24 protein-coding genes and 4 tRNA genes are annotated in these 21,360 nt (G+C 71.9%); 17 read left to right on the forward strand and 11 right to left on the reverse strand.

The window, feature by feature from the left end; translation table 11 throughout:
- Position 1 precedes the first annotated feature (1 nt).
- The 5 genes from ACWDR7_RS06495 to ACWDR7_RS06515 all read right to left on the reverse strand — a co-directional run bounded on the left by ACWDR7_RS06495 (position 2) and on the right by ACWDR7_RS06515 (position 3,450).
- Positions 2 to 1,009, reverse strand: coding sequence for a PhnD/SsuA/transferrin family substrate-binding protein (locus tag ACWDR7_RS06495; protein WP_449854115.1), 1,008 nt, complete (start codon positions 1,007 to 1,009; stop codon positions 2 to 4).
- Positions 1,010 to 1,017: 8 nt separating this feature from the next.
- Positions 1,018 to 1,722 carry an HAD family hydrolase gene (locus ACWDR7_RS06500; RefSeq protein WP_449854116.1) on the reverse strand — a complete coding sequence of 235 codons (705 nt, stop codon included), beginning with the start codon at positions 1,720 to 1,722 and terminating at the stop codon, positions 1,018 to 1,020.
- Between the two features lie 209 nt (positions 1,723 to 1,931).
- Positions 1,932 to 2,537 (reverse strand): amino acid deaminase, encoded by a 606-nt coding sequence (locus tag ACWDR7_RS06505; protein WP_449854117.1) that lies wholly within the window; start codon positions 2,535 to 2,537, stop codon positions 1,932 to 1,934.
- Complete coding sequence (locus ACWDR7_RS06510; protein ID WP_449854118.1) at positions 2,534 to 3,022, reverse strand: YajQ family cyclic di-GMP-binding protein; 489 nt, start codon at positions 3,020 to 3,022, stop codon at positions 2,534 to 2,536. The genes ACWDR7_RS06505 and ACWDR7_RS06510 overlap by 4 nt, the downstream gene beginning before the upstream one ends.
- 209 nt (positions 3,023 to 3,231) lie before the next feature.
- Positions 3,232 to 3,450: a hypothetical protein gene (locus tag ACWDR7_RS06515; protein WP_449854119.1), complete on the reverse strand. Its 219-nt coding sequence runs from the start codon at positions 3,448 to 3,450 to the stop codon at positions 3,232 to 3,234.
- Between the two features lie 116 nt (positions 3,451 to 3,566).
- Here ACWDR7_RS06515 and ACWDR7_RS06520 point away from each other — a divergent pair, with 116 nt between their 5' ends.
- From ACWDR7_RS06520 to ACWDR7_RS06545, 6 genes are all read left to right on the forward strand, one after another.
- The gene (locus ACWDR7_RS06520; RefSeq protein WP_449854120.1) at positions 3,567 to 4,055 is read left to right on the forward strand and encodes an FBP domain-containing protein; all 489 of its coding nucleotides are present in this window, start codon (positions 3,567 to 3,569) and stop codon (positions 4,053 to 4,055) included.
- Positions 4,056 to 4,143: 88 nt separating this feature from the next.
- A tRNA-Tyr gene (locus tag ACWDR7_RS06525) sits at positions 4,144 to 4,225 on the forward strand.
- A gap of 100 nt (positions 4,226 to 4,325) precedes the next feature.
- On the forward strand, positions 4,326 to 5,123 hold the full coding sequence (locus ACWDR7_RS06530; protein ID WP_449854121.1) for an inositol monophosphatase family protein: 798 nt from the start codon (positions 4,326 to 4,328) through the stop codon (positions 5,121 to 5,123).
- 212 nt (positions 5,124 to 5,335) lie between these two features.
- Positions 5,336 to 6,781 (forward strand): peptidoglycan DD-metalloendopeptidase family protein, encoded by a 1,446-nt coding sequence (locus ACWDR7_RS06535; protein ID WP_449854122.1) that lies wholly within the window; start codon positions 5,336 to 5,338, stop codon positions 6,779 to 6,781.
- A gap of 66 nt (positions 6,782 to 6,847) precedes the next feature.
- A tRNA-Thr gene (locus tag ACWDR7_RS06540) sits at positions 6,848 to 6,919 on the forward strand.
- Positions 6,920 to 6,943: 24 nt separating this feature from the next.
- Positions 6,944 to 7,017 (forward strand) — tRNA-Met (locus ACWDR7_RS06545).
- Between the two features lie 45 nt (positions 7,018 to 7,062).
- Here the strand turns inward: ACWDR7_RS06545 and ACWDR7_RS06550 are convergent.
- The 4 genes from ACWDR7_RS06550 to ACWDR7_RS06565 all read right to left on the reverse strand — a co-directional run bounded on the left by ACWDR7_RS06550 (position 7,063) and on the right by ACWDR7_RS06565 (position 8,803).
- Positions 7,063 to 7,299 carry a hypothetical protein gene (locus tag ACWDR7_RS06550; protein ID WP_449854123.1) on the reverse strand — a complete coding sequence of 79 codons (237 nt, stop codon included), beginning with the start codon at positions 7,297 to 7,299 and terminating at the stop codon, positions 7,063 to 7,065.
- 12 nt (positions 7,300 to 7,311) lie between these two features.
- The gene (locus tag ACWDR7_RS06555; RefSeq protein ID WP_449854124.1) at positions 7,312 to 7,602 is read right to left on the reverse strand and encodes a hypothetical protein; all 291 of its coding nucleotides are present in this window, start codon (positions 7,600 to 7,602) and stop codon (positions 7,312 to 7,314) included.
- 145 nt (positions 7,603 to 7,747) lie between these two features.
- Positions 7,748 to 8,065 carry a DUF7882 family protein gene (locus ACWDR7_RS06560; RefSeq protein ID WP_449854125.1) on the reverse strand — a complete coding sequence of 106 codons (318 nt, stop codon included), beginning with the start codon at positions 8,063 to 8,065 and terminating at the stop codon, positions 7,748 to 7,750.
- Between the two features lie 30 nt (positions 8,066 to 8,095).
- The gene (locus tag ACWDR7_RS06565) at positions 8,096 to 8,803 is read right to left on the reverse strand and encodes an EAL domain-containing protein (protein ID WP_449854126.1); all 708 of its coding nucleotides are present in this window, start codon (positions 8,801 to 8,803) and stop codon (positions 8,096 to 8,098) included.
- Between the two features lie 243 nt (positions 8,804 to 9,046).
- Here ACWDR7_RS06565 and ACWDR7_RS06570 point away from each other — a divergent pair, with 243 nt between their 5' ends.
- Genes ACWDR7_RS06570 through ACWDR7_RS06590 form a run of 5 tightly spaced genes read left to right on the forward strand, consistent with a single transcriptional unit; the run spans position 9,047 to position 13,864 of the window.
- Positions 9,047 to 11,002, forward strand: coding sequence for a diguanylate cyclase domain-containing protein (locus ACWDR7_RS06570; RefSeq protein WP_449854127.1), 1,956 nt, complete (start codon positions 9,047 to 9,049; stop codon positions 11,000 to 11,002).
- 58 nt (positions 11,003 to 11,060) lie between these two features.
- Entirely contained in the window at positions 11,061 to 11,852 is a 792-nt protein-coding gene (locus ACWDR7_RS06575; RefSeq protein WP_449854128.1) for a sulfite exporter TauE/SafE family protein, read from the forward strand.
- 37 nt (positions 11,853 to 11,889) lie between these two features.
- Positions 11,890 to 12,336, forward strand: coding sequence for an FAS1-like dehydratase domain-containing protein (locus ACWDR7_RS06580; RefSeq protein WP_449854129.1), 447 nt, complete (start codon positions 11,890 to 11,892; stop codon positions 12,334 to 12,336).
- Positions 12,333 to 12,728, forward strand: a complete 396-nt coding sequence (locus ACWDR7_RS06585) for a MaoC/PaaZ C-terminal domain-containing protein (protein ID WP_449854130.1) — start codon at positions 12,333 to 12,335, stop codon at positions 12,726 to 12,728. Before ACWDR7_RS06580 ends, ACWDR7_RS06585 begins: the two co-directional genes overlap by 4 nt.
- Positions 12,725 to 13,864, forward strand: a complete 1,140-nt coding sequence (locus ACWDR7_RS06590; RefSeq protein ID WP_449854131.1) for a UDP-N-acetylmuramate dehydrogenase — start codon at positions 12,725 to 12,727, stop codon at positions 13,862 to 13,864. Before ACWDR7_RS06585 ends, ACWDR7_RS06590 begins: the two co-directional genes overlap by 4 nt.
- Before the next feature lie 158 nt (positions 13,865 to 14,022).
- Here ACWDR7_RS06590 and ACWDR7_RS06595 read toward each other — a convergent pair whose 3' ends face one another.
- Both ACWDR7_RS06595 and ACWDR7_RS06600 read right to left on the reverse strand, forming a co-directional pair.
- Positions 14,023 to 15,294 carry a cell division initiation protein gene (locus ACWDR7_RS06595; protein WP_449854132.1) on the reverse strand — a complete coding sequence of 424 codons (1,272 nt, stop codon included), beginning with the start codon at positions 15,292 to 15,294 and terminating at the stop codon, positions 14,023 to 14,025.
- 182 nt (positions 15,295 to 15,476) lie between these two features.
- Positions 15,477 to 16,679, reverse strand: a complete 1,203-nt coding sequence (locus tag ACWDR7_RS06600) for a pyridoxal phosphate-dependent aminotransferase (protein ID WP_449854133.1) — start codon at positions 16,677 to 16,679, stop codon at positions 15,477 to 15,479.
- A gap of 130 nt (positions 16,680 to 16,809) precedes the next feature.
- Between ACWDR7_RS06600 and ACWDR7_RS06605 the strand changes: the two genes are divergently transcribed.
- From ACWDR7_RS06605 to rplA, 6 genes are all read left to right on the forward strand, one after another.
- Complete coding sequence (locus ACWDR7_RS06605) at positions 16,810 to 18,267, forward strand: NAD-dependent succinate-semialdehyde dehydrogenase (RefSeq protein ID WP_449854134.1); 1,458 nt, start codon at positions 16,810 to 16,812, stop codon at positions 18,265 to 18,267.
- Positions 18,268 to 18,412: 145 nt separating this feature from the next.
- Positions 18,413 to 18,485: transfer RNA gene (locus tag ACWDR7_RS06610), tRNA-Trp, on the forward strand.
- 35 nt (positions 18,486 to 18,520) lie between these two features.
- Complete coding sequence (secE, locus tag ACWDR7_RS06615) at positions 18,521 to 18,778, forward strand: preprotein translocase subunit SecE (RefSeq protein ID WP_449854135.1); 258 nt, start codon at positions 18,521 to 18,523, stop codon at positions 18,776 to 18,778.
- Positions 18,779 to 18,809: 31 nt separating this feature from the next.
- Complete coding sequence (gene nusG, locus ACWDR7_RS06620) at positions 18,810 to 19,802, forward strand: transcription termination/antitermination protein NusG (RefSeq protein WP_449854136.1); 993 nt, start codon at positions 18,810 to 18,812, stop codon at positions 19,800 to 19,802.
- 174 nt (positions 19,803 to 19,976) lie between these two features.
- A complete protein-coding gene (rplK, locus tag ACWDR7_RS06625) occupies positions 19,977 to 20,408 on the forward strand; it encodes a 50S ribosomal protein L11 (RefSeq protein ID WP_449854137.1) in 432 nt (143 codons plus the stop codon).
- Positions 20,409 to 20,422: 14 nt separating this feature from the next.
- Positions 20,423 to 21,115, forward strand: coding sequence for a 50S ribosomal protein L1 (gene rplA, locus ACWDR7_RS06630; protein WP_449854138.1), 693 nt, complete (start codon positions 20,423 to 20,425; stop codon positions 21,113 to 21,115).
- The last annotated feature ends 245 nt before the right edge of the window (positions 21,116 to 21,360 follow it).

Genomic DNA, 21,360 nt, shown 5'->3' on the forward strand with positions numbered 1-21,360 from the left:
ATCAGCCCTGGAACTGCGCGAGGATCTCGCCGTAGCGGGTGATCTCCTCCTCGGCCGTCTCGGCGGTCCAGTCGCTCAGGCCCACGAGGTCGAACATGACCGTGGCGGCCTCCTCCGACGAGTCGGCGTACTCGTCGAGCAGGGTGGTGAGCTCGTCGACGAGGTCGGCGGGCAGCGTGTTCGAGACGGCGACGCCGCCGTTGGGGATCATCTCGGTGTAGGCGAACGCGACGGCCTTGTCGGCGATGTCGGGCACCTCCGAGGTCACCGTGGTGCGGGCGTCCCAGTAGCCGAAGCCGACCTCGGCGTCGCCGTTCGCGACCGCGAGCACGGCGTTGTTGTTGCCCTCGACGGGGATCTGCTGGATGTCGGCGTCGGTGTCGATGCCGGCGTCGCGCATCGCGACGACAGGGTACTGGTACCCGGCCGGCGACGTGGCGGCCTGCAGGGCGACCTTCGCGCCGGCGATCTTCTCGAACGCCTCGACGCCCACGGGGCCCTGGCCGGTGGCCGACGCGCCGGCCTCCTCCAGACCGTTGCAGTACGACAGCTCGATGCCGCTCGCGTCGTACGTGGCCATGACCGGCTCGTCGTCGCAGTACTTGTCGGGGTTGTTCGTGTAGGCCACGGCGGCGTACGACGTGGCGCCGAAGCGCACGTCGCGCAGGATCAGCTCGGCGTCGTACTGCTCGATCGCGTTGTAGAGCGAGCCGGCGTCGGTGATGACGACCTGGGCCTGATCGGCGCCGAGCGCCTCCACGGTCGCGGCGTAGTTGTTGGCGACGACGCCCTCGACCTCGATGCCGAGGCCCTCCGAGAGGTAGTCGGTGAGGGGGCCGAGCGCCTCGGCGAGGTCCTCGCCCTCGACGGACGGGACGAGCGACAGCGTGATCGACTCCGGCCACTCGGTGGCGGCTTCGGCGTTGTCGGTGGTGTCGGACGACGCGCAGCCGGCGAGTCCGAGGGCGAGCGCCGCGACGGCACCCGACGCGATCAGGGTCTTGCGCATGGGAGGGTTCACCTTTCGAGGGGGTGGCCCGTGCCGGGCAGCACGGGGGTCTGCGCGTCGGCCCGGCGGGCCCACGCGAGGATCTGGGGGGCGAGCTCGGCGAGGGTCGCCGCGCGCATGGTCACGTCGGCGGCGGAGCCGGCGGCCGTGGCGCCCACGAGGGCTGTGTCGGCGCCGAGCGCGGCGGCCGGGGCCAGGTCGTTCTCGACGATGTCGCCGATCGAGAGGACCGGTCCGCGCGCCAGCGCCTCCCGGATGATCGGGGCGAGGCCGGCGGGCTTGCCGCTGTCGTAGCGCAGCTCGTCGAAGTGCCGCCGCACGCCCCAGCTCTCGAGCAGCGCCTCCACGCCGAGCTCGGGGGCGTTGGTCGCCAGCACGACGCGCGTCGACGCGGGCAGCGCCTCGAGCAGCTCGGCCAGGCCGGGCGCCATGTCGACGGCGCCGTCGGGCCCGCCGAGCGCGGCGCGGCTGGCGAGGTACGCCTCCTGCGCGGCCGCCGCGTCGAGCCCCGCCTCCGCCGCGAGCGTGCCGACGACGTCGTAGCCGTCGCGGAAGCGCGACTCGGTGCCGTCATCGAACGCCGCGATCGTCCGCTCCACGAGTGCGAGGAACTCCGGGCCGACGCGCCGTGCGGCCTCGCGAGCGTACGCGAGCACCGCGCCGTTGCCGACGGCGACGGTGCCGTCGAAGTCGAACACCAGGGTCGCGGTCACCGGCACTCCTTCACGCTCGCGAACAATGCGTCCACGCTATGGCAAGTTCGTGGACGGATTGGTCACGAGGAGATGAACATCCGGTGACCGGTGCGGTCGCGGACCGCCCTCGCCGCGAGAATCCATGCCCGCGCCGAGAAGTCAGGCGCGCACGGATTCTCGGCGCGGCGATGGATTCTCGCCGGCCGGCGGGGCGCGGAGGGCCGGGTTCAGCGGGGGAGGGCGGCGTTCCAGCGCAGGCGCGGGGGTTCGGCTGCCGCCTCGCGCGCGAAGTCGGCCGCGTCGGCGACCGGGAAGAGCGTGACGAGCCGCAGGCGCTGTCCCTCGTCCACGCCATAGCAGAGCACGCCGGATCCGCCGGAGCCGGCCGTGACGACCGCGCGCGTGGGAACGCCGTCGACGGGCACGTCGAGCACCGCGACGGCGTCGGCGGGCGGGTCCTGCAGCAGGGGCAGCGCCGCGGCGGTCACGCGCGCGAGCGGCGTCTCGTCCGGGCTGTCGCCGAGCCGGAACGCCGCCCCGGGCAGCCCGAGCGCGCAGGCGAGCACGCCGTCGTTCCAGCGATCGCGCTTGTAGCCGTAGGGCGTGGGCACGTCGGAGAAGAAGTAGCCGTACAGGTGCACGACGCCCGCGTTGCCGATCGGGAACTCCGCATCGATCCCCGCCGCGTCATGCAGCAGGTCGAACAGCTCGCGCGTGATGACGGGCGCCCCGACGTTCTCGTCGACGACGGTCGAGTGCCCCCACAGCTCGATCCGCCCGGCGCGCGCGTCCTCGCGCACGCAGCGGAGCGCGGCGTCGAGCCCGTCGGTCACCGGTAGTTGACGAACTGGAGGTCGAGGTCGAGGTCCTTCGACTTCAGCAGGCGGATGATCTCCTGCAGGTCGTCGCGGCTCTTGCTCGAGACGCGCACCTCGTCGCCCTGGATCTGGCTCTTGACGCCCTTCGGGCCCTCGTCGCGGATGATCTTGCCGATCTTCTTCGCGTTGTCCTGATCGATCCCGTTCTTGAGGCTCGAGACGATCCGGTACTCCCTGCCGCTGGCCTGCGGCTCGCCCGAGTCGAGGCTCTTCAGCGAGATGCCGCGCTTGATGAGCTTCGACTGGAACACGTCGAGCACCGCGAGCGCGCGGTCGTCGCTGTTGGCCTTGATGAGGATCTGCTCACCGCTCCACTCGATCGAGGCGTCGGTGCCGCGGAAGTCGTAGCGCTGCTCGACCTCCTTGCGCGCCTGGTTGAGGGCGTTGTCGGCCTCCTGGCGGTCGACCTTGGAGACGATGTCAAAGGAGCTGTCTGCCATGGCCACAGCCTACCGGTGGGCCTCAATACGCGTAGACGTTCTCGGAGATCTGGGACGTGCCCTCGGGCCGGGCGCGCCGTCGGGCACGACCGCGAAATGCCCCGTCTCGCCGTCCGTCTGCAGCCCCGCTCCCTCGTCGCTGCAGACGACGACCCAGGCCCCCTCGTCCCGATGGGAGAGGAGGCAGATGGCGCCGGGATCCTCGCCTCTCATGAGCAGAGCGAGGAGCCCTCGTGCTCGCCGATCGCACGGGCCGAGTCGAGGTCGGCCGACTCGCCCGCATTCACGGGCAGGTCGGGAAGGGCGTCCGCGGCCTCGGCCTCGCGATCGAGCACCGAGTACGTCGGGCCGGACGCCGCGCAACCGGCGAGGGCGAGCGCCGAGCACGCCGTGGCGAGCACGAGCAGCGCGCGCCGGCGGGGGCGCATGGAGGCGGGGCCGCTGGGCGGGCGGGATCGGGCGTCATGCGCCGAACCTATCGGCACCGGCGCCCGGTGCGCGAGCGATTCGTAGACTGGCGGACGACCGGAGGGAGGACGCAGACATGCGACCGATGACCGAGCAGGAGGTGCTCGACTCGCTCGTGAACGCCACGCCCGACGAGCGGAGGGTCGCGGCGCTCCCGCACGACTTCCCGCTTGTGGAGTGGGATCACCTCGACTTCCTCGCCTGGGCCGACCCGCATTCGCGCGGGCGCGGCTACATCGTCGCCGAGATCGACGGCGAGCCGACGGGCGTCGTCGTGCGGCGGGCGAACGGATCGTCGCGGGCGCGCGCGGCGTTCTGCAACATCTGCCGCACGATGCAGCCCGGCAACCAGGTGGCGCTGTTCACCGCGCGCAAGGCGGGGGAGGAGGGCGAGCTGGGCAACAGCGTGGGCACCTACATGTGCGCGGATCTGTCGTGTCACGAGAACGTGCGGCTCGCGCTGCCGCTCGCGCCGAACGAGTACCGCGCGAGCGTCGACATGAAGATCGACGGCACCGCCCGCCGCTCGCGCGAGTTCGTCGCCCGCGTGGCCGAGGCCGCCTGACGCGGCGATTTCGGCGCGACCGCCGCAGCGGGTACTATGGATGTTCGCGCCTCCGGTTGGCTGAACAAGTCGGCCGGGTGCGCATCCTGGTAGGTTGCCCGAGCGGCCAAAGGGATCTGACTGTAAATCAGACGGCTCAGCCTTCGGGGGTTCGAATCCCTCACCTACCACGTGCGAGGCCCGCATCCATCGGATGCGGGCCTCCGTCGTTCCCGGGGTCGTGGATCGCGCGGCACCGGGCGTTCACCGGGCGGCGATAGCGTGGGGAGCATGACGACTCCGGGGGAACTGCGGGCGCTGGCGCGCGAGATCGCGGCCGAGGCCGCCGAGCTGGCGGCGCGGCGCCGGGCCGAGGGGGTCGCGATCGCGGCGAGCAAGTCGACGCTCGCCGACATCGTGACCGAGGCCGACCGCGAGGTCGAGGCGCTCATCCGCGCGCGCCTCGCCGCGCAGCGACCGGATGACGCCTTCTACGGCGAGGAATCCGGCGCGGGGAGCGGCACGTCGGGGATCACGTGGGTGGTCGACCCGATCGACGGCACGGTGAACTACGCGTTCGGCATGCCGGCATGGGCCGTGAGCATCGGCGTGGTCGAGGGCGGCGCCGATCCGATGACCTGGCACGCGCTCGCCGGCGTCGTGCACGCGCCGGTGCTCGGCGAGGTGTTCGAGGCGGCCGCGGGCGAGGGCGCGTGGCTCGGCGGGCGGCGGCTCGAGGTCACGCGGGAGGCGCCGGCGGGCGCGCTCATCGCCACGGGCTTCAGCTACGACGCCGCGTCGCGCCAGGAGCAGCTCGCGCTCGTGCAGCGCGTGATGCCGCTCGCGCGCGACCTGCGCCGCATCGGCGCCGCGTCGCTCGATCTCGCGTACGTCGCGGCCGGCCGGCTCGACGCCTACTACGAGCGCGGGCTGCGTCCGTGGGATCTCGCCGCCGGCGCGCTGCTCGTGCAGGAGGCCGGCGGACGCGTGGGCTGGCACCCCGCCGACGAGCGCGGCCGCGCGATGATCGTGACCGGCGGCCCGGCGATCTTCGACGAGCTCTACGTCGCCGTCGCGCCCGACGCCTGACCGCTCCCATCCGTCACTCGGCGGGGGTGTCGGAAGATTTAACACGCCCGTTTCCCGAACCGGCGGCGTGGACTGGCGATGCCCAGGTTCATCCGGGTAGTGTGTGGGTTATCCGATCGTTATAGTCCGATCCCGACGGACGAGGCGGTCGGTGCCCCCGATACACGAGTGCCGATCCCCCGCGGCACCCGAGCGAAAGCCTCCGTACGCCCGTGCCTCACGACCTCCCCCCGGCCGAGCAGCCGACGCGCCTCTCGCGGCGCGCGCTGCGCGCCCAGGCAGCAGGTCTCGCCGCGGCGCTCGCGCAGGCCGAGGCGGCGGCATCGTCGGATCGCGCCGTGGCCGTTCCCGAGCGGCGCTCGGCGGAGGTCGCGCCCGTGGCGCACCCCCCGGCCCAGATCGCCCCTGCCGCAAGCGTGGAGCCCGCAACGGTGGAGCCCGCTGCCGAGGCGCCTGCGACGAGCAAGCCGACGCCCGCCGAGACCGTGCCGCTGACCCGTCGTCAGCGCCGTGCCCTCGCGCAGTCGGCTGCGCACAAGCCCGTCGACCTCGTCTCGGTCGAGGTCGACGACGCGGCCGCGGCCCCCGCGACGCCGCTCGAGGCCGCCGCCGAGGCGCCCGACGCCGAGTCCTCGATCGCGATCGACGAGGTCCCCGCGCCCGAGGTCATCGCTCCGACGGAGCCGGCGGAGCCCGCAGAAGCGGATGAGCCGGCCGAGCAGTCCGAGCCCGTCGAGGCAGACGCCTCGAGCTCGTCGGACGATCCATTCCTCGAGGCCGTCCGCGCCTTCGGTGCGACCGGCGAGACCCCGGTCATCCGCGACGCCGCCGAGAGCGGGCGCGCCGAGGAAGCCGACCACGTCGCGCCGCGCCGCCCGCGCCGGCTGCGGCGCGTCATGGCCACCACCACCGCTTCGCTCGGCGTGATGGGGATCGTCGGCGCCCTTGCGGTGGGCCTGACCACGCCGATCGGCGCGATCGCCGCTCCCGCCGAGGGCGAGAGCCTCGCGACGCAGGCGTCCGCGTCCGGCTCGCTGGGCGGATCGAAGGCCGACATCCAGGCCTTCGTGGCGCCGGCCGACGTGACGGCGGAGGCGCTCGAGGCGTCGAGCTCGTACGCCTCGACGAGCTACAGCGAGCTCGCGGCCGCCGAGGGCATCAATGCCTCGGGCGCCGCCTTCACGAACGACCCGACGGCCGACATCCAGTGGCCGTTCCTCGTGGGCGTGGGCATCAGCTCGCCCTACGGGTACCGCTGGGGCCGGCTGCACGAGGGTCTCGACTTCGTGCCGGGCGCGGGCGCGCCGATCCAGGCGATCGCCGACGGCACCGTGCGCATCGCCACCGAGGCGGGCGGCTCGTACGGCGTGAACGTCTACATCGACCACATCATCGACGGCCAGCTCGTCACGAGCCACTACGCGCACATGCAGTACGGCTCGCTGCGGGTGGTGCCCGGCCAGCGCGTCGAGGTGGGCGACATCATCGGCCTCACGGGCAACACCGGCCGCTCGTACGGCGCGCACCTGCACTTCGAGATCATCATCGGCGGATCCACGATCGACCCGATGCCGTGGCTGCAGAAGTGGGCGGGCACGCACTATCCGGACGAGGCCGCCGCGGAGCCGGCGGGTCAGCCCGAGACCTCGGAGGGATGAGCCCCGGTTCGTGAAGGACCGCGGCGGGATGGTATTCTCTTCTGGTTGCCCGTGACCGGGTAGCACGCCCCGATAGCTCAGTGGCAGAGCACTTCCATGGTAAGGAAGGGGTCGTCAGTTCAATCCTGACTCGGGGCTCGCAGCATCTACGGATGCAGTCGCGGCGGAGTAGCTCAGTTGGTGAGAGCGCACGACTCATAATCGTGAGGTCGCGGGTTCAAGCCCCGCCTCCGCTACCGCATGCAGGCCCCCGGTTCGCCGGGGGCTTTCGCGTTCCCGGCTCAGGACGCCTGCCCGCGGGTCACCGCATCGCGCAGATCCGCCCGCGCGCCGGCATCCAGCACCGCGAGCAGTGCAGGCTTGTCCAGCCCTTCCGGAAGCCCGAGCAGTCGCGACGGGATGGCGGTGATGAGGGCCCGCTGCAGGGACATGAGCGCGCGCGGGGGCCGCACCTGTCCGTCGTCCCAGCTGGAAGCGGCCTGCCCGGCGCCGGCGATGAAGACGATCAGGTCGGCCACACGCCGATTCTCTCAGGCGGTCGCGCGTAGCGTGGCCTCGCGGCAGAGGTCGCGGATCGCGGCCGTGATGCTCGCGCGGGCGCCGATGGGACGCGTGTCGCCGAGGTGCGCGCCGGCGAGGCACTCCCAGCCGTCCTCGGTGGCGCAGACGTAGCCGACGACCGTGTCGTCGAGCAGGATCTGGTAGCAGTCGAGCCCGACGGGCACGATCTCGGCCTCGGGGGCCCGGCCGAGCGCGGGGTGCCCCGAGCTCATCGGCGCGTTGGTGCGCGAGGGGCGGACGGCGGTGGTCGGGTCGGTCATCAGCGTCATCGTCTTCTCCGATCTCGACATCACGGTGGCAGCATGTGCGCTGCTGCCACCACTCTCCCGAGTAGAACCGCTTTCGGGGAATCGAGGCGCGAGGCTTGACGACCGTATGCCGCACGGGCTATGGACCGGACGCTGCTCAGGGCGACGGAGTGAACGTGATCGATCCGGTCGCGCTCTCGGCGGCGATGCGCTCGAGGCGCGCGGGATCGGTCGAGGGCGGCGTGACGGCGTCGAACTCGAAGCGCAGGTCGATGGCCGGAGCCACCCAGATCGCCACGCGCTGCCGAGCCTCCGTCCACGACAGGAGGAACCCCTCGCGGCGACGCAGCTTGGTCACGACGACCGCCTTGACGTGTGCGAGCTCGTCGTCGTCCACCTCGACGGGGTCGGGGTGTCCGTCGTAGTAGAGGCGGCCCATCTCCACACCGTAGACCCCCGGGGCGTGCGGCGCCATGGTCGGCGCCTTCCGAGAGACGCGCGGGTCTCAGGCGGCGGCGTACGGCGCGGGGCGGCCGTAGAGGTAGCCCTGCGCGTAGTCGATGCCCGCGTCGACGGCGGTGCGGCGGTGCCGCTCGGTCTCCACACCCTCCGCGAGCGTCCTGGCGCCCACCATGCGCGCCGCTGCCACGTACGCGCGCAGCTTCCTCGCCTCGGTCAGTCCGTCGCCGTCCGCGGGGACGGCGTTCCACAGCAGGGACTTGTCGATCTTGACGATGTCGGGGCGCAGGTCGATGATGCGCTCGACGTTGGCGTGGTTGGTGCCGGCGTCGTCGATCAGGAGCATCGCGTCGAGCTCGTCGACGTGCTCGCGCACGCGGCTGTCGGTGCCGAGCACCGAGGTCTCGAGCAGCTCGATGCCCCAGCGCCGACCGCGAGGCAGGAGCGAGCGCACCTCGGGCCGCGCGATCGACTGCGCCGACAGGTTGATCGTCACGGAGTAGGACGCCGGGATGGCCGAGGCCGCCGCGACGGCGCTGCGCGCGAGCGCGAGCTCGAGCTCGACGATCCCGCACGCCGGGTCCGCCAGGTGCTCGGTAGGCGGCCGCCCGTCCTCGAACCGCGCGAGGGCCTCGTATCCGACGATCCCGCCGGTCCGCGTCGAGACGAGCGGCTGGAAGACGATGCGGTGCGCGGGCACGTCCCCTCGTCGCGTGGCACGACGTGCCTGATCGATGTCGCCCGTCACACTCATCCGTTCTCGTGGCGCGGTTCTCTCGAGCGCGACGTTACCAGTGTGACGGGTGGGAGTGGTGTGCCGATTTGCGCCGGAGACCCTGCCGAGAGTGTCTTCCGGAATGCTGCCCGATAGTCCCCGGGCAGCTATGGCGGATGCCCAGGCCCGTTCGGTATGGTCAGGGCGCACTCGCACCCCCGACCACACAGCACCCGGCGGCCCGGTCACATGGCACCGCCGGAGTGCCCGAACCGGTGAGACATGGCACGTTCGAACGACAGGGTCCTGACTCCCCTCGTCAGCCGCGTGCGCCGGGCGTGGAAGCACCAGTCGCGCTTTTCGCTCACCACCGCCATCGGCTCGCTCTACTTCGCCGTGCTCGCCGGGGCGCACCTCCTCGCGCACGATCACGGCTCGGTGCAGGCCGCGCCCGAGGTCACGGTGCTGCTGTTCGGTCTGGCGGGCATGCTCGTGGCGCTCATCGCCGGGCGGCGGTTCCCCCGCTGGGCGGGGATGGCCCTGTCGTTCCTGCTGGGCGGCGGGATCGCGGCGGTCCTGACCTCGAGCGACCACCCCGGCACGGTGGTCGCGGCGCTCCTCGTCGTGCCCGTGCTGATGGTGTACCTCGGCTTCCAGCCCGCCGGCATGGCGCGCCTGGCCGCCGCCGTCGTCATCGCCATCTGCGCGGTGGCCGTCTTCGGCGGCCGCATCGAGCCGATGCACACATCGAGCGGGTCGTGGGTGGTCGTGTACGGCGGGATCGTGTGCTGGCTCGTGCTCGAGGTCTCGCTCGCGCTGGGGGAGGACCTCTCCCGCGTGGTGCGGACCGATCCCCTCACGGGAGCGCTCAACCGGCGGGGACTGAACCGCTACGTGCGCGAGACCCGCCGGTCGGGGGCGGAGCGCTGGATCCTCGTCGCCGACATCGACGGGCTCAAGCCCGTCAACGACCAGCACGGCCATGCCGCGGGCGACGCGCTGCTGCGGGCGACCGTCGCGTCGTGGCAGGAGGTGCTCGGGCCGAACGACGTGGTCGGGCGCTGGGGCGGCGACGAGTTCGTCATCATCTTCCGCGCCTCGGGCGAGGCGGCCGCGCGCGAGGTGGAGGCGCGCCTGCGCGAGGCAGCCGCGCAGCCGTTCAGCGCCGGGCTGGTGCGGCTGCAGTACGGGCCGGGGCTCGACATGCTCGTGCGTCTCGCCGACGACGACCTGTACCGCGAGAAGCGCGAGCGACCGCCGCGGGCCGACACCATCACCGCGCCGGTGATCACGGGCGACACGGTGGACGAGAGCGTGCAGGCCTGGCCGGCGCTCGTGTCGATCGGGGCGGCCGCCCTCTACGTCGCCAGCGCCGCCGTCGGCCTGATGTCGGCGATGACCGTGTGGCAGGTGGTGGCCGAGACCGCGGCCGTCGCCGTCGGCGTGGCGGCCATCTTCGTCGCGGTCCGGCTCGGCGCGCGCTACCCCCACTGGGGCGTCCTCGTCTGGGCGGGCGTGATGGCGGTCACCCTCATGGTGCGGGCGGGCGTGCGCGACGACGCGGACGGGCTCATCGAGCTGCTGTTCTGCCTGCCGCTGTTCGCGGTGATCTCGGGGTGGTTCTATCGCCGCCGCGTCGGGCGCTCCTTCCTGGCCGCCATCATCCTCGGCGTGCTCGCGACGGTGGCGTTCCTTCCCGCGGAGGTCGCCGAGGCGGTCGGATCGATGCCGCTCGTCGCGGCCATCGCCACCGCCTGGCTGCTGCTCGAGGCGGTGCACGCCGTGCGCCACGGGGAGCGCACGCTCGCCGAGACCGATCCCCTCACGCGCGCCCTGAACCGCCTCGGCCTCGACCGCGCCTTCGAGCGCGCCGCCGAGCGCACGCGGCGGCGGGGGCTGCCGCTCGCCTACGTCGCCGTCGACTTCGACGGCTTCAAGCAGATCAACGACGAGCAGGGCCACGACGCGGGCGACCGCCTGCTCCAGTCCGCGGTGGAGGCGTGGCGCGACGCGCTGCGCGCGGACGACGTGATCGGCCGGGTGGGCGGCGACGAGTTCGTCATCCTCCTGCCGGGTGCGTCGGCCGCCGCAGCCGAGGCGACGATGACGCGCCTGCACGCCGAGGCGGGCGGCGGCTGGTCGTGGGGCGTGGCCGAGCTGCGCGACGGCGACGACGCCGCGTCGGTCGGAGCGCGCGCCGATGCGGTGCTCTACGCGGCCAAGGCCGCCCGGAACTGATCCGCGGGGCGAACCGCCGGGGTAGCGTGGAGCGGTTGCCGCCGAGAACAGGAGCCCGATGACCGCCGACGCCCGCACCCCCAGGACCTACCTCGCGTTCGTGGCGATCGGCCTCGTCTCCGGCTTCATGTCCGGCCTGTTCGGCGTGGGCGGCGGCACCGTGATCGTGCCTCTGCTCGTGCTGCTGGCGGCGTTCGGGCAGAAGCTCGCCTCGGGCACGTCGGGCGCGTCGATCATCGTCACCGCCGCGGTCGGCGTCATCTCCTACGCCGCGCACGATCAGGTGAACTGGCTGGCGGCGGCGCTGCTCGCCGTCGGCGGCGTCGTCGGCGCGCCGATCGGGGCGCAGCTGCTGCATCGGATCAGCGAGGCGGCCCTGCGCTGGATCTTCGTCGGCTTCCTCGTCGTCGTCATGATCAGCCTCTTCTTCATCATCCCGGACCGCAGCGCAGACGTGCCGATGAACGTCTGGATCGGGCTCGCGCTCATCGCGACGGGCGTCGTCACGGGCGTGCTGTCCGGCCTCATCGGCGTGGGCGGCGGAATCATCGTCGTGCCGGTGCTGATCCTCCTCTTCGGCGCGAGCGACCTCGTCGCCAAGGGCACGTCGCTGCTCATGATGATCCCCACGACCATGTCGGGCGCGTGGCGCAACTGGCGCAACCGCAACATCGACTGGGCGGCCGCGGGGGTGATCGCCCTGGCGACGTGCGTCACGACGCCGCTCGGGGCGATCGTCGCCGGCGTCGTGGACCCCGTCGTGGCGAACTGGCTGTTCGTGGCGTTCCTCGTGCTCATCGCCGCGCAGATGGCGCAGCGCGCGATCCGCGCCGGCCGCCAGGGCCGCTGACCGGGAGCGGCCACGACAAGCCGCGTAGGATCGAACGGTGGCCGTGAATCCTGATCTCGTCGGCCGGGAGTTCCCGCCGACGCCGCCGTACCTCGTGGGTCGCGAGAAGGTGCGCGAGTTCGCGCGCGCCGTGCTCGCGCAGTCCCCGCAGCATCACGACGTCGAGGCCGCGCGCGCCCTCGGCTACGCCGATGTCGTGGCGCCGCCGACCTTCGCGATGGTCGTGCAGGACCTCACGCTGCAGCAGCTGCTGGGCGACGAGTCCGCCGGCATCGTGCTGGAGCGCACGGTGCACGCCGAGCAGCGGTTCCGCTACTCGCGCCCGATCGTGGCCGGCGACGAGCTCACCGCCACGCTGCGCGTGACGCAGGTGCGCGCGATGGGCGGCGCGTCGATGGTCACGAGCGAGTCGGACGTCGTCGACGCCGACGGTGCGCACGTGGTCACGACCACCTCGATCCTCGTCGTGGGAGGGGCCGAATGAACGCCGGAGACGTGCTTGCCGAGCGCACCGTGCACCTCACGCGCGAGTCGCTCGTGCGCTACGCCGGGGCGTCGGGCGACTTCAACCCGATCCACTACCGCGACGATGTCGCCCAGCGCGTGGGCCTGCCCGGCGTGCTCGCGCACGGCATGCTCACCATGGGCATCGCCGGATCGGTCGTGGCCGATGCGCTCGGCGACGCCGGCCGCATCCTCGAGTACGGCGTGAAGTTCACCAAGCCCGTCGTCGTCGACGCCGAGGCCGGCGCGGACGTGGCGATCGTCGCCACCGTCGGCAAGGTCGAGGACGACGGCACGGCGCGCGTGGACCTGACGGTGAGCCACGGCGAGACGAAGGTGCTCGGCAAGGCCCAGCTGCGGGTGCGGGTGTGACGGAGCCGGCCGAGTCGATCCCGCTGTCGCGGCTGACGACCCTGCAGGTGGGCGCCGCGCCCGCCCGCATGGTCGAGGCGCGCACGCGCGACGAACTCGTCGCGGCCCTGCGGGAGGTGTGGGCCGACGGCGACGACTGGTTCGTGCTCGGCGGCGGATCGAACCTGCTGGCGGGAGACGAGCCCTTCGACGGCACCGTCGTGCGGATCCTCACGACCGGCTTCGCAGAGGTTCCCGGCGCGCCGGAGGGGCGCGTGCGCGTGCGCGTGGAGGCGGGGCAGAACTGGGACGAGCTCGTGGCCTGGTCGGTGTCGCAGGGCCTGCGCGGCATCGAGGCGATGTCGGGCATCCCCGGCACGGCCGGCGCGGCGCCCATCCAGAACGTCGGCGCCTACGGGCAGGAGATCGTGCAGACGCTCGTCGAGGTCGAGCTGATCGACGAGGCCACCGGCGAGGTGCACGTGGTGCCCGCCGCCGAGCTGGGGCTCGGCCCGCGCACCTCCGACCTGAAGCGGCACTACGGCGAGGAGCCCGCGCGCTCGGCGGTGATCCTCTCGCTCACGCTCGAGCTCGAGCGCGTGGGCACGGATCCGCGCCCCGTCACGGACGCGCGCATCGCCTCGGCGATCGGCCTGCCGCCGGGTGCGGAGGCCTCGCTGGCGTCGATCCGCGACACCGTGCTGCGCATCCGCGCGGCCAAGGGCATGGTGCTCGACGCCGCCGACGACGACACCCGCAGCGCCGGCTCGTTCTTCAACAACCCGATCGTCACCGAGCAGGAGGCGCGCTCGCTGCCCGCCGACTGCCCGCGCTGGCCGATGGAGCCCGACATCGACGCCGTCTCGGTGATCCCGCTCGAGCGGTTCGACGGCTGGGTGCCGGCCCCCGCGCAGCGGGTCGTGCCCGTGAAGGTGAGCGCGGCGTGGCTCATCGAGCACTCGGGCCTGCGCAAGGGCTTCCGGCTCGGCCGCTCGCGCGCCTCGCTGTCGACCAAGCACACCCTCGCGATCACGAACCGCGGGGGAGCGACCGCCGGCGAGATCGCGGAGCTCGCCCGCTTCGTGCAGATGCGCGTGGCGCAGGAGTTCGGCATCGAGCTGCGCCCCGAGCCGGTGTTCATCGGCGTGGAGCTGTGAGCGGCCGCTGACGCCGTTCGGCGGCCGCCCCGGCGGGCCCGGGGCTCAGTCGGCGCGCGCCGGTCTCTTTGTCCGCAAGTCTCTGCCAAGTCCGCGCGTCTGAACAGCCGGATTCGACAGAGACTTGCGGACATGGGCTCGGCCGGCGGGCCCGGGGCTCAGTCGGCGCGCGAGGGCTCGCCCTGTGCGTCGGCATCGGCGTCGGGCGCCTCGGGCGCGGCGGAGAGCGGGCCGTCGGGGCGGATCAGCTCGCGCACCTCCGCCATGTAGCTCGTCAGCTGCTGCTGCTGCCAGCGCAGCTGGCGGGCGCGGTCCTCGGCGTCGTGCAGCACGGCCGTCGTGTGCCCCGTGACCGTCTCGACGATCTTCTGGGCCTTCGCCCGCGCGCGCTCGAGCGTCTCGCGGGCGCGCACCTGCGCGTCGGCCTCGATCTGCGCCGCCTGCGCGCGCATCAGGCGCTCGTAGTCGTCGGCCTTCGCCGAGATCCGCTGGGCGTGCTCGAGCGATGCGGCGACCTGCTCGTTCGCATCCGCCGTGATGCGCTCGGCGTGCGCCACGGCCTGGTTGTGCAGCACGAGGAACTCCTGCTGCGCGTCGTCCTGGCGGCGGGTGAGCGACTCCTCGAACTCCAGCAGGCGGGCGTTCATCTCGCGCACCTCGCGCTCCGTGTCGGCGCGCAGCTGCGAGGTCTCGCTCGTCACGAGCGCGCGCAGCGCGGCGGCACCCTTCTCGGCCTCGGTGCGGATCGCGGCCGCCTCGCGCTCGGCCTGCGCCACCTTCTCGGCGGCGTGCTTCGCCTCGCGCTCGATGCGGGCCTCGTGCGCCATGTACTCCGTCTCCATCTTGAGACGGATCTGGTCGGCGTCGTGCTGGGCCTGCGCCGTGATGCGCGCCACATCGGCGTCGAGCTCGGCGCGCTGCGCGGCGACGTCGTCGCGCGCGGCCTCGAGCAGGCGCTCGGCCTGCAGCGCGGTGTTCTGGATGAGCGTGTTCGCCTGCTCCTCGGCCACGCGCAGCACGGCCTCGAACTGCTGACGGGTCTGCGGCTGATCGCCGTCGCCCGCGCCGTCCGAGAGCTCCGTCGTGAGCGCGGCGATCTGCTGCTCCGCCTCTGCGGCCTTCGCCTGCGCCGCCGCGAGCTGCGCGGCGCGCTCCTCCGACTCGGCGCGCAGCCGCTCGGCCTCCGCGCGCAGCCGCTCGGCCTCGGCGCGCTGCTCCTCGAGCTCCTGGCGGTGCCGGTCCTCGAGCGAGGCGAGCCGCGCCGAGACGCTCTGCAGCTTCGAGCCGAGGTCGGCGACCGCCGCGTCCACCTCCTCGCGGTCGTAGCCGCGGAAGCCGATCGAGAACTCGGCCTGCTCCGGCGATCCCGTCGGGAACAGGTCGTCGAATTCTTCGCGGCGACCGCCGCCGTCGGTCGTGGACGTGCTCATGCGGAGGCGTCTCCCTGCAGTCGGGGTTCACGCGACGCGCGTCGCGCGGGTGGGGGATGGTGCAGGGGCGCTTTCGTAGGACCGAGCCTGCGTGTTCATCGTAGGAGGCCGTGGGGTGCGCCTCAATGGAACCGGACGGATCCGGACGGCATATATCGGCAGCGAGGGGCGGTCGCGGCCGCTCAGGCGCCGAACAGGCGCTGCAGGCGGCGCACCCCCTCGAGCAGCTGGTCGTCGCCGAGCGCGTACGACAGGCGCAGGAAGCCGCTCGGGCCGAAGGCCTCGCCGGGGACGACGGCCACCTCGGCCTCGTCGAGGATGAGATCGGCCAGCTCGAGCGAGGTCTCGACCCGTCGGCCCGCCCATTCGCGGCCGAGCAGGCCCGTCACGTCGGGGTAGGCGTAGAACGCGCCCTGCGGCGTCGGCACCGAGACGCCCGGGATCCGCGACAGCTCGTCGACGATCAGGCGCCGGCGGCGGTCGAACGCCTCGCGCATCCGGTCCACCTCGTCCTGCGGCCCGCTCAGCGCCGCGATCGCGGCGCGCTGTGCGACGTTGTTGACGTTGCTCGTGAGGTGGGACTGCAGGTTCGCCGCGATCCTGATCGCGTCGACCGGGCCGATCATCCAGCCCACGCGCCAGCCCGTCATGGCGTAGGTCTTGGCGACGCCGTTGACGAGGATCGTCTGGCCGGCCAGCTCGGGCACGGCCTCGACGATCGAGACGGCCCGCGCCCCGTCGTAGGTGAGGTTCTGGTAGATCTCGTCGGTGATCACCCAGATGCCGTGCGCGAGCGCCCATTCGCCGATCGCGCGCGTCTCCTCCTCGGTGTACACCGATCCGGTGGGGTTGGAGGGCGAGACGAACACGAGCGCCGTCGTGCGATCGGTGCGCGCGGCCTCCAGCTGGTCGACGGTCACCTTGTAGTCCTGCTCGGACCCGGCGAACACCTCGACGGGCGTGCCGTCGGCGAGCTGGATCGCCTCCGGGTAGGTCGTCCAGTACGGCGCGGGCAGCAGGACCTCGTCACCGGGGTTCACGACGGCCTGGAACGCCTGGTAGACCGACTGCTTGCCGCCGTTGGTCACGATGATCTGCGACGGCGAGACCTCCAGGCCCGAGTCGCGCAGCGTCTTCGCGGCGATCGCCTCGCGCAGCGCGGGCAGCCCGGCGGCCGCGGTGTAGCGGAAGTTCGCGGGGTCCTTCAGCGCCTCCGCCGCGGCCTCGACGATGAACGGCGGCGTGGGGAAGTCCGGCTCGCCGGCCGCGTACGAGATGACGGGGCGGCCCTCGGCCTTCAGCGCCTTCGCCTTGGCATCCACCTTGAGCGTGGCGGATTCGGCGATGGCGGAGATCTTGCGGGACAGCGGCGCGCGTTCGGTCACGCGTCAATCGTAGGACCACGCCCTCCCCGTCGTCAGGCCCCGCGGCGCGCCCTCGCGATCCGCCGCGCGCTGATGCACGATGGGCCGGGGAGGCCGCGGCGCGGTCCCCGCGGACAGGAGGAGCGAGCACATGGACGAGAAGACGCTGATCGGATCCATCCCGAAGGGGCTGTTCATCGGGGGCGAATGGGTCGACGCGACGGGTGGGGGAACGCTCGAGGTGCGCGATCCCGCCACGAACGAGGTCATCGCGCGCATCGCGGACGCGACGGCGGACGACGCCACGGCCGCGCTCGACGCGGCCGTCGCCGCGCAGGAGGAGTGGGCGGCCACGCCGCCGCGGCAGCGCGGGGAGATCCTGCGGCGGGCGTGGGAGCTCGTGCAGGAGCGCAAGGAGGACCTCGCGCTCGTCATGACGATCGAGATGGGCAAGCCGTTCGCCGAGTCGCTGGGCGAGGTCGCCTACGGCGGCGAGTTCCTGCGGTGGTTCGGCGAGGAGGCGGTGCGCATCACGGGCCGCTACGGGCTGAACCCCGAGGGCACGGGCCGGATCGTCGTGTCGCAGCGGCCGGTGGGGCCGTGCTTCTTCATCACGCCGTGGAACTTCCCGCTCGCGATGGCCACGCGCAAGCTCGCGCCGGCGCTGGCGGCCGGCTGCACGAGCGTCATCAAGCCCGCGCAGCTGACCCCGCTCACCACGATGCTCTTCGTCACCCTGCTGGAGGAGGCGGGCCTGCCGAAGGGCGTCGTGAACGTCATCACCTCCTCGTCGTCGAGCCGCGTCGCCGAGCCGATCCTGTCCGATCCGCGCCTGCGCAAGCTGTCGTTCACCGGATCCACCGCCGTGGGCAAGAAGCTCATCGCGCAGGCGGCCGACAACGTGCTGCGGGTGTCGATGGAACTCGGCGGCAACGCGCCCTTCGTGGTCTTCGACGACGCGGATCTCGACGCCGCCGTCGACGGTGCCATGACGGCGAAGTTCCGCAACGTCGGGCAGGCGTGCACGGCGGCCAACCGGATCATCGTGCACGAGGACGTCGCCGAGGAGTTCACGCGGCGGGTCGCCGAGCGCGTGGCCGGGATGCGCGTCGGGCGCGGCACGGAGGAGGGCGTGCGGATCGGCCCGCTCATCGACGAGGACGCCGTGGCCAAGGCCGACGAGCTCGTGCGCGACGCCGTCGACCGCGGCGCGACGCTCGTGCGCGGCGGGGCGCGAATCGACGGACCCGGCACGTTCTACGAGCCGACCGTGCTCTCGGGCCTCGCCCCGGACGCGCGCATCATGTCGGAGGAGATCTTCGGGCCCGTCTTCGCCGTGGCGACCTTCGCCACCGAGGACGAGGCCGTCGCGCTCGCGAACGACACCGAGTACGGCCTCGTCTCGTACGTGTACACGCAGGATCTCGCGCGCGGTCACCGCATGATCGACCGCCTCGAGACGGGCATGATGGGCCTCAACGTGGGCGTGATCTCGAATGCCGCGGCGCCGTTCGGCGGTGTCAAGCAGTCGGGAATGGGGCGCGAGGGCGGCTTCGAGGGCATCCACGAGTACCTCTCGCCCAAGTACACGCTGCTGCCCGCGGACTGACGCCCCGGCGGTCGCGACGCGCCCGGGGCGCGGGGCCGCGTGTCGTCGCTCCGGGCGCATGCCGTACACTGGTGCGTGCAGTTGTCTGCATTCTTTCGGCATGCCCGGAGGGGTCTGGACGACACCCGAGGATCGCGGATCCTCTAGGGCGGTAGCTCAATTGGCAGAGCAGCGGTCTCCAAAACCGCAGGTTGCAGGTTCGATTCCTGTCCGCCCTGCGCGTCAGCGTCAGCTGGCTCACGAAAGGTAGCGAATGGCCAAGGACGTTTCGGGCGACATCGTCGCGGCAAACGGCGCGACCGAGAAGAAGCCCGGCTTCTTCGGGCGGATCCTGATCTTCTTCCGCCAGGTCATCGCCGAGCTGCGCAAGGTCGTCACGCCGACCCGCTCTGAACTGCTGAAGTTCACGGCCGTCGTGCTCGGCTTCGTCGTGGTCGTGATGGGCCTTGTGTACGGGCTCGACATCGTGTTCTCGTGGGTCGCGACCGTCGTGTTCGGCGTGCCGAGCTGATCCCGACGCACGAACGGAAGAGAAGAACCACGTGCCTGAGAACCACTTCGACGACGTCGACCTCGCGACCGCCGCAGAGCAGTCGAGCGAGGACGACGAGGCGCAGGACGGCAACGTCCTCGCGTCCGAGGAGCGCGCCAACGAGGCGGCCGAGCGCGGTGCCATGCACATCGACGGCGACCTGGGCGACGCGGACGAAGACATCGACATCGACGACCCGGAGGCGGACGCGATCGTGAACGACGCACTGAACATCGACGAGACGGCCGAGGCGGAGGCCGCCGCGGAGGTGCTGTCCGACGACGCCGCCGAGAACGGCGTGGACACCACCGCGGAGAACGACGAGCAGCCGGCGGAGAGCACCGACGAGGGCGCGGCCGAGGCGGCCGACGGCGACGACCCCTACGCCGAGTTCCGGGCCGAGCTGCGGTCCCTCGAGGGCAAGTGGTACGTCATCCACTCCTACGCGGGCTTCGAGCGCAAGGTGAAGGCCAACATCGAGCAGCGCAAGTCGACGCTCGAGGTCGAGGACGACATCTACCAGGTCGAGGTCCCGATGGAGGACGTCGTCGAGATCAAGAACGGCCAGCGCAAGATGGTCACGCGCGTGCGCATCCCCGGCTACGTGCTGGTGCGCATGGAGCTCAACGAGGACACCTGGTCGGTCGTGCGGCACACGCCCGGCGTGACCGGCTTCGTCGGCAACGCGCACAACCCCACGCCGCTGCGCTTCGAAGAGGCGTTCAACATGCTCAAGCCGCTCGCCGAGATCAAGGAGGCCGAGAAGGTCGCCGCCTCGGGCAAGTCGGCCGCCAAGACCGGCGCCGCGCCGCGCGTCATCCCCGCCGAGGTCGACTTCGAGGTGGGCGAGACCATCACGATCAAGGAGGGCTCGTTCGCGGGCCTGCCCGGCACGATCAGCGAGATCAACGCCGCGAGCGGCAAGCTCACGGTCCTCGTCTCGCTCTTCGAGCGCGAGACGCCGGTCGAGCTGTCGTTCGACCAGGTCTCCAAGATGATCTGATCCCACGGGATCCCCACGAGAGCCGCTCCCTTCCGGGGGCGGCTCTCGTGCATTCCTGCTAGGATTGTCTGGTTTGCGCCCTGTCTGCGCGAACGATCACCACCGCTTCCGGGATGGCTCCCGGATGCGGGAGAGCGGATGCATCCGGCATCCACTCGACGAAAGGAATGTGCAATGGCACCGAAGAAGAAGGTCTCGGGGCTCATCAAGCTCCAGATCCAGGCCGGCCAGGCCAACCCGGCGCCGCCGATCGGACCCGCCCTGGGTCAGCACGGCGTCAACATCATGGAGTTCTGCAAGGCGTACAACGCGGCGACCGAGTCGCAGCGCGGCAACGTCATCCCCGTGGAGATCACCGTCTACGAGGACCGCAGCTTCACGTTCGTCCTGAAGACCCCGCCGGCCGCTGAGCTGATCAAGAAGGCCGCGGGCGTCAAGAGCGGCTCGGCCACGCCCCACACGGTGAAGGTCGCCAAGCTCACGAAGGCGCAGGTCGAGGAGATCGCCAAGACCAAGCAGCCCGACCTGAACGCGAACGACCTCGAGGCTGCCTCGAAGATCATCGCCGGCACCGCCCGCTCCATGGGCATCACGGTCGAGGACTGAGGGGGATCACGACAATGGCTACCAAGTCCAAGGCTTACATCGCCGCCGCCGAGAAGATCGAGGCCGGCAAGTACTACACGCCCGCCGAGGCCGTAGCGCTCGCGCGCGAGACCGGCTCGAAGAAGTTCGACGCCACCGTCGAGGTCGCGCTGAAGCTCTCGGTCGACCCCCGCAAGGCCGACCAGATGGTGCGCGGCACCGTCATGCTCCCGCACGGCACGGGCAAGACCGCCCGCGTCATCGTGTTCGCGAACGGTGCGGCCGCCGAGGCCGCCATCGCCGCGGGCGCCGATGAGGTCGGCGGCGCCGAGCTCATCGAGAAGGTCGCCGCCGGCTGGACCGACTTCGACGCCGCCGTGGCGGTGCCGGAGCTCATGGGCCAGGTCGGGCGCCTGGGCAAGGTGCTGGGCCCCCGCGGCCTCATGCCGAACCCCAAGACGGGCACCGTCACCCCGAACCCGGCCAAGGCCGTCGAGGAGATCAAGGGCGGAAAGATCGAGTTCCGCGTCGACAAGCACGCCAACATCCACTTCATCGTGGGCAAGGCGTCGTTCGCGCCGGAGCAGCTCGAGGCCAACATCACGGCCGCGCTGGACGAGATCGTCCGCCTGAAGCCGTCGAGCGCCAAGGGCCAGTACATCCAGAAGGGCTCGGTGTCGACCACGTTCGGCCCCGGCATCCCGCTGGACGTCAAGGCGATCGCGTAACACAGCAAGCAGAACGGGCCCCGTCTTCGGACGGGGCCCGTTCTGTTTTCTTTTCAGAAGCGTCTGTTTTCTTTTCAGAAGCGTCTGCGCGCGCTCGGGCACCCGCTTCGCGGGCTGTTTCTTTTCTTGAATCTGCGCGCGCTCGGGCACGGCTTCGCCGTGCCGCTCGCGTGCTCGCGCTCTCGCGTCCCGCGAGAGCGAGGCGGCGCTTCGCGCCGCGGGGCGGCCGCATCGGCGGCCGCACG

It is taken from the genome of Microbacterium sp. NPDC003461, assembly GCF_053588335.1.